4 protein-coding genes are annotated in these 5,514 nt (G+C 71.5%); 2 read left to right on the top strand and 2 right to left on the bottom strand.

The window, feature by feature from the left end:
* Positions 1 to 134: 134 nt before the first annotated feature.
* The gene (locus ACM2ZB_RS21755) at positions 135 to 794 is read right to left on the bottom strand and encodes an AprI/Inh family metalloprotease inhibitor (RefSeq protein WP_416057453.1); all 660 of its coding nucleotides are present in this window, start codon (positions 792 to 794) and stop codon (positions 135 to 137) included.
* A 195-nt stretch (positions 795 to 989) separates the two neighbouring features.
* Between ACM2ZB_RS21755 and ACM2ZB_RS21750 the strand changes: the two genes are divergently transcribed.
* Both ACM2ZB_RS21750 and ACM2ZB_RS21745 read left to right on the top strand, forming a co-directional pair.
* A complete protein-coding gene (locus ACM2ZB_RS21750) occupies positions 990 to 1,787 on the top strand; it encodes a CHAD domain-containing protein (protein WP_416057454.1) in 798 nt (265 codons plus the stop codon).
* A gap of 79 nt (positions 1,788 to 1,866) precedes the next feature.
* Complete coding sequence (locus ACM2ZB_RS21745) at positions 1,867 to 2,760, top strand: hypothetical protein (protein ID WP_416058633.1); 894 nt, start codon at positions 1,867 to 1,869, stop codon at positions 2,758 to 2,760.
* A gap of 987 nt (positions 2,761 to 3,747) precedes the next feature.
* On the opposite strand, the gene ACM2ZB_RS21740 is transcribed toward ACM2ZB_RS21745, so the two are convergent.
* Positions 3,748 to 5,514, bottom strand: a 1,767-nt coding sequence (locus ACM2ZB_RS21740; protein WP_416058632.1) for a PAS domain S-box protein, incomplete at its 5' end; no start/stop codon positions are given.

The raw sequence follows: 5,514 nt of genomic DNA, 5'->3' as shown, positions 1-5,514 counted from the left end.
GGCAGGCGCGCAGGCGTCGATCAGGAAGGGCGTTGCAGGGTCCACGCTAAGGGGGCAATTGTTAGCGTCCTGCGTTTTCCGGTGATGCCGGCGTGAGGTCCGCGGCGGCGGGCGTCACGCCGGCACTGCAGCGGTCAGTGGCCGCGGGGGTTGAGGTACAGGCGTGCGCCATCCGATTCGCGGCGGCCCGACCAGCGCCCACCGCCGGACGGGCGGAAGCGGCCGATCACCTTGTTGTTGGTATCGGTCAGCAGCAGTTGGCTGCCCGACAGCAGCCAGCGGTTGACCGAGAAGAAATCATCCGGGCAGCCGGCCGGCACCCATGCGCCGTAGCCACCAAACCACTGGCTGTCCTTCAGGGTGATGGTGCAGCTGTTGCCGCTCTCCTGGCCCAGGGTCCAGTCGCCGAACATATCGCTGTCGCGCACCGACCAGCCGCCGTGATGACCGTCATTGCCCCAGTCGTCGCCGCTGTCGTCACGGCGGCCGATCTCGATGTCGACGCCTGAACTGTGGCTGCGCGATTCGGAATGCGAACTGCCACTGCTGTTGGTCTCGGTACTCGTCGAGCCGAAATTACCGAAGTTCGAGTCGCCCTGGTCCTTGCCCGAGGTGTCGTCCTGGGTCGATCCGGTGGTGGTCTGGGTGGTCTGCGTGGTCTGTGACGTGCTGCTGGACTGGGTGCTGATGTCGGCCTGCCCGAAGCCGATCGATGCGTCCTGGGCCAGGCTGGTTGCGGGAAGGGCGAGGCTGTAGATCGCCAGCAGGCCCAGATGCGGGAAGACGTTCGCCATCGTGGAATCCTCGTTGGGGACAGCGGAAACCGCAGGTCGTGGGTGCCGACGGCCCCCCGCGCTGGCGGAGCATAGTCCCGGCCGGGGCCGCCCGGCGTGATGGCCATGTGCAGGGCCGGCAGGCTGCGCCAAGCGGCGTGAAGGGCCCGGTGCGGCGCTACACTCGGGCTCCATCCCCCTGCGTGGCTGCCCCCGATGTCCGCAGCTGATCCTAGCCCGGCCCTGCAGCAGCGGGCATTGGAAGAGTGCAGCCTGATCGCTTCGGCGCTGCCGGCAGCGGTTGCCCATGCACCGCATGCGTCCATCCATGCAGCGCGCAAGGCGATCCGCCGGTTGCGCGCCCTGTTGGGCCTGCTGGAGGGTACGGCGCTGGCGCTGGCGCTGGACGCGACCGACCAGCGGCTGCAACGACTGGGCGACAGCCTGTCGGACCTGCGCGATGCGCATGTGGTGCTGCAGGCTGCGGCCCTGCTGCAGGACCGACATGCCGGCGAGGCCTGGCCGACGATCATCGACGGACTCACACGGCGGCGCGATCGTCTGCTGCAGCAGGCACTGCAGCGCGACCCCGGATTCCGCAGGCGGCTGCGCAGCGTGGCGCAGGTCCAGGCGGCACTGTCCGCGCAGTCGCGGCGGCAGGTCCGCCGCAGCACGCTGCGTGCGAATCTGCAACGCAGCCATCGCCGCGTGCGCAAGGCCGCCCGGCGTGCCGAGGTGGGCGGGAATGCCGAGGCGCTGCATCGCTGGCGAAGACGGGTCAGGCGCCTGCGCATGCAGGTTGAACTGGGGCATGGCCTGCACCTGCATCTGCATGCCGCCGCTCTGCAGACCGGCAAGCAGGACGCGCGGGAACTGCACCGGCTCAGCGACGCGCTGGGTGAGCAGCAGGATCTGCGGCTGCTGCACAACCTGGTGAAGGCCATGCCGGCGGCGGCCGGCAAGGACGTGGTGCTGGCACAGGTGCGGCAGGTGGCCACGGCCGGGTCCGCCTGATAATCGGCCCTGCTATCCTGTACTGCGCTTGCCGGGGACCCGCGTCCGCCGGACTGAAGGCGCGGCCACGGAGGCACGATTGAGCAGCATCCAGCACACCTACCGCTATCTGCAGCCATCGGCGCTGCATGACGGCAGCGCGCCGCGCCTTGCCCTGGCGACCAGTGATGGCCAGGCCCACCCGCATTTCTTCGAAGGCCGGCTGCTGCAGCCGCGGTTGATCGCCGAGCTGCTGGCTGCCGTTCACCTGGTGGTCGGCAGCCGCTTCTTCACCCCGCCGGGCATGCTGGAACGCCTGCTGGCACTGGCCGACCCGGTGGTCACCAGCGGTGGTGGCCTGCTGCGCTTCGAAGGCTTTTCCGCGTGCTGCAGTGCCTACATCCGTGCGGATCTGCTACCGGACGCCTACGAAGGCGAGGTGCTGGGCAAGGGCACCACCAACGTCGACTTCAATGCGCCGATGCGTGCGGTGCTGGCACGCGTGCGCGACGGTGCGGACCTGCACCTGTCGGTAGGCCGCGAGGCGCTGGAACTACGCGCCAGCGACGAAGCGATCGTCGAACGCAAGGTGCCGCTGCCGGTCCGCTGGCTGCGTGGCATGGTGGAAGTACAGGCCTACCAGGCAGCAATGCAGCCGTCTTTCCAGGTGCCTGCGCTGGACCTGGTGCGCCTGCTGCGCAGCCTGCCCAGAGCCGGTACCCGGCGAACGCCGTTGTGGGTTGCGCCGGCCAGCACCGGGCTGGGCGGGTGCGGGGGGGCCCCGCGGACCTTCCCGAACGGCCGCGCGCCGGGGTCACCCTACCGCCGCCGGGCGGCGGTACGCGGTTTCCATTGTTGCCGAAACCCCCACGCGCCCGGCACCCGCGCAACCCAGGGGGCCTTGCCTTTGGGGGGAACCCAATCAGTCCTGCGGGTTTGGGTCCCCCGCGTGCCCGCGCGCCCGGACAGGCCGGCGCGGCCGGCCTGCCGGTAAGGGAGAAAGAAACCCGGGTTCCTCAGGACGGCAACGGGGCCTGGGCCCGGGACCCTTTGGGGCCCCTTTGCCCCCGCCCGCCAAACCGGATGCCCGCCGCCGGTCCCAACCCTTTAAACCCCCGCCGGGGCGTCCCCCGGCGGGTTCGGCAGGCCACCCTCCGGAACTGGGGGCAGGCCGCCCCCGGCCGGGAAAGGGGTCCCGGGCCCGGGCGGCCCTACCGCGGGCCCGGGAAAGGCCCTGCACCGGGCCTGCCGCGAAGGGGTGGCCCCACGGGCTCGGGCTGGGCGCCCCGCGCAGGCCGCCGGTGGGGTGGCCGGGAAACCCCCCGGCGGGGGACCGGCTCGGCCCGGGCGCGACTCTGGGGCCCCGCACCCCCCAGAAACCCCGGGGGAGCAGCGATGGTGGCGCACTCACCGGGCCGTGCGGCCCCGTCGGCCGCCCGCAGGCCGCACGGGCCCCCGCCGGCGGGGCCGACACCGGCCCCAAGTCCACCGGTGCCGCCCAGCGCCCGGGCCCCTGCGGGAGGCCCCCGGCCCCCCCCCCGGCCAGGCTGGGCCCGGCCGGGCCCGGGCCGGCCCGTCGGGACGCGTGGCGCCGGTTGGAACCCGCCCGTCCCGCCCGCCGAGGGCATGCGGGGCCGGGCCCTGGCCGTGTGGGCCGGGCCCTTGAACTGCGGGGTGGATCAGTGGGCCACCCCGGCGGGGGCGCCGATCGGTTACGGTTGCCGCGCTGTGGGGCGGTGATCGTGGGGAAAGGCCGCGGGGTGCGGCCGGGTGGGTTTCCCGGCGGCGCCCGCCACTTTCCCCCGCGGACGTGAGTGGCCGGTGAACGGCCCCTGGCCGCCGGGGCGCCCGCGCTGAAAGGGTTCGGCGGCCCCCGCCGTGCGCTGCCTGGGAGCCGGTGGCACTTCCCGCCGCGCATGCCACGGCCGGGGCGGCAGGGCACGCGAGCACCGCCCCTACGGCGCCCGCTCGCTGGGGGGGTTCACATTCCGGTGCCAGGGCGAGCCGGGTGACACCTCGGCGCCGCGGGAAGGGGTCCAAAAAACCCCCGGTTTCCCCCCCCCCTGACCTCTTCGGGTGCCCGCGCCTGCCCGGTTTGGGGCCCCCATTTGGCCTTGGCGCCGGGGGGGGCGTTGCCCCTCTTCGTCAACGGGCCCGGCGCCCACCGCGCGGGCGCGGCCGGCGCCCGCGCAGGTGGTTGGACCGCTCCCCCGGGGTTTCGGCCCGGCCTGGAGGTGGGGGTTCCCCGGGGGTTATACCACCCGCCGCGCGGCTTCCCGGGGTCATCACCACCCAGGCACGCCGCGATGCGGCCGGGGCCGCCGCCGGGGTTAAAGGGGCGCCACCAGGGGTCGCCGGCGGCCGGGTTTGGTGATTTCGGGGGGCCACAGACCAGGCAGGCCCAGGGTTCGGCTTCCAGTTGCTCGAGGCGGTGCAGGTAGCGGCGGTTGTGGCACAGGGTGAGGGGATCCTTCTGTGACAGCTCGCGCAGGCGTGCCTCCTGCAGCCGCAGAGCGGTCACGTCCTGCGCATGGCCCAGCACGAACGGGGGATGCGCTTCGCTGTCCAGCACGTTGTGGTAGGCCCAGTAGCGGCGGGTGCCATCGGCAGCGATCAGTTCGATCACCCCGGCGTCGGTGTGGTTGGCTTCAATCCGTTTCAGGTAGGCCCTGAACGCCTCGCGTTTCTCGGGCGGCATCAGGTCGCACAGGCTGCGGCCGACCATCTGGCTTTCCGGGAAGCCCAGCGACTGCACTGCCGCCGGATTGACCGAGGTCAGGGTGCCATCGAGCGTGTGCGTGCAGATCAGGCCCAGGCTGTAATGGAACAGGCGGCGATAGCGGACCTCGCTGGCTTCCAGCGCATCCAGCACGGCGCGCTCATCGGTGATGTCCTGGATGGCACCGACCAGGCGCGGGCGGCCTTCGACCTGCTGGCGGCTGCCGACCACCCGCGTCCAGATGGCGCGTCCATCGGCGGTGGTCATCGGCAGCTGTACTTCCCACGGCGTGCCTGCTTCGACGCAGCGCTGCACCGATGCCTCGATGATCGCGCGGCTGTCCTCGCGGTAGAACGACAGCGCGTTGTCCAGTGTGGGTTGGTAAGCCGCACGTACACCGTGGATCTGTTTGGTTTCGCGCGTCCAGCGCACTTCGTTGCTGGTCAGGTCCAGTTCCCAGCCGCCCACCTTGGCCGCGGTGTTCGTGCGTTCCAGGAAATCCTCGCTGCGCTTCAGTTCGCGGTGCAGTGCCTGCGCCTGGTCCACCTTCTGCATCAGTGCTGCGCGTTGTTCCAGCACCTGGGTGGTGACCCGGCCCAGATGCACCATCAGCTCACGCTGGGAAGGCGACAGCACGCCCGGCAACGTGTCCAGCAGGCACAGCGTGCCGATGCGGGCGCCATGCGCAGTACCCAGCGGAATGCCGGCGTAGTGGCGGATGCGCGGCCCGCCGGTGACCAGTGGATTGCTGGCGAAGCGCGGGTCCTGGTGCGCATCGGGAATTTCCAGCAGCGTGTCCTGCTCGATGGCGTGGGTGCAGAAGGAAATGTTGCGCGGCGTTTCACGCGTATCGGGCAGGCCGATGTTGGCCTTGAACCACTGCCGGTGCTCGGCGACGATGGAAATGAGCCCCATCGGCATGCCGGTGGCCGCGCGCGCGGCAGCGACGATGGCGTCGAAGACCGGCTCGGGCGGGGTATCAAGAACCCCCAGGCGTTCGATTTCGCAAAGACGGGAAGCTTCATCCAT

Origin of the sequence: Stenotrophomonas maltophilia (assembly GCF_047782825.1) — a bacterium.
Classification (GTDB): domain Bacteria; phylum Pseudomonadota; class Gammaproteobacteria; order Xanthomonadales; family Xanthomonadaceae; genus Stenotrophomonas.
Note: the sequence above shows the minus strand (reverse complement) of the source record. Positions and strands in the feature narration are given on the sequence as shown.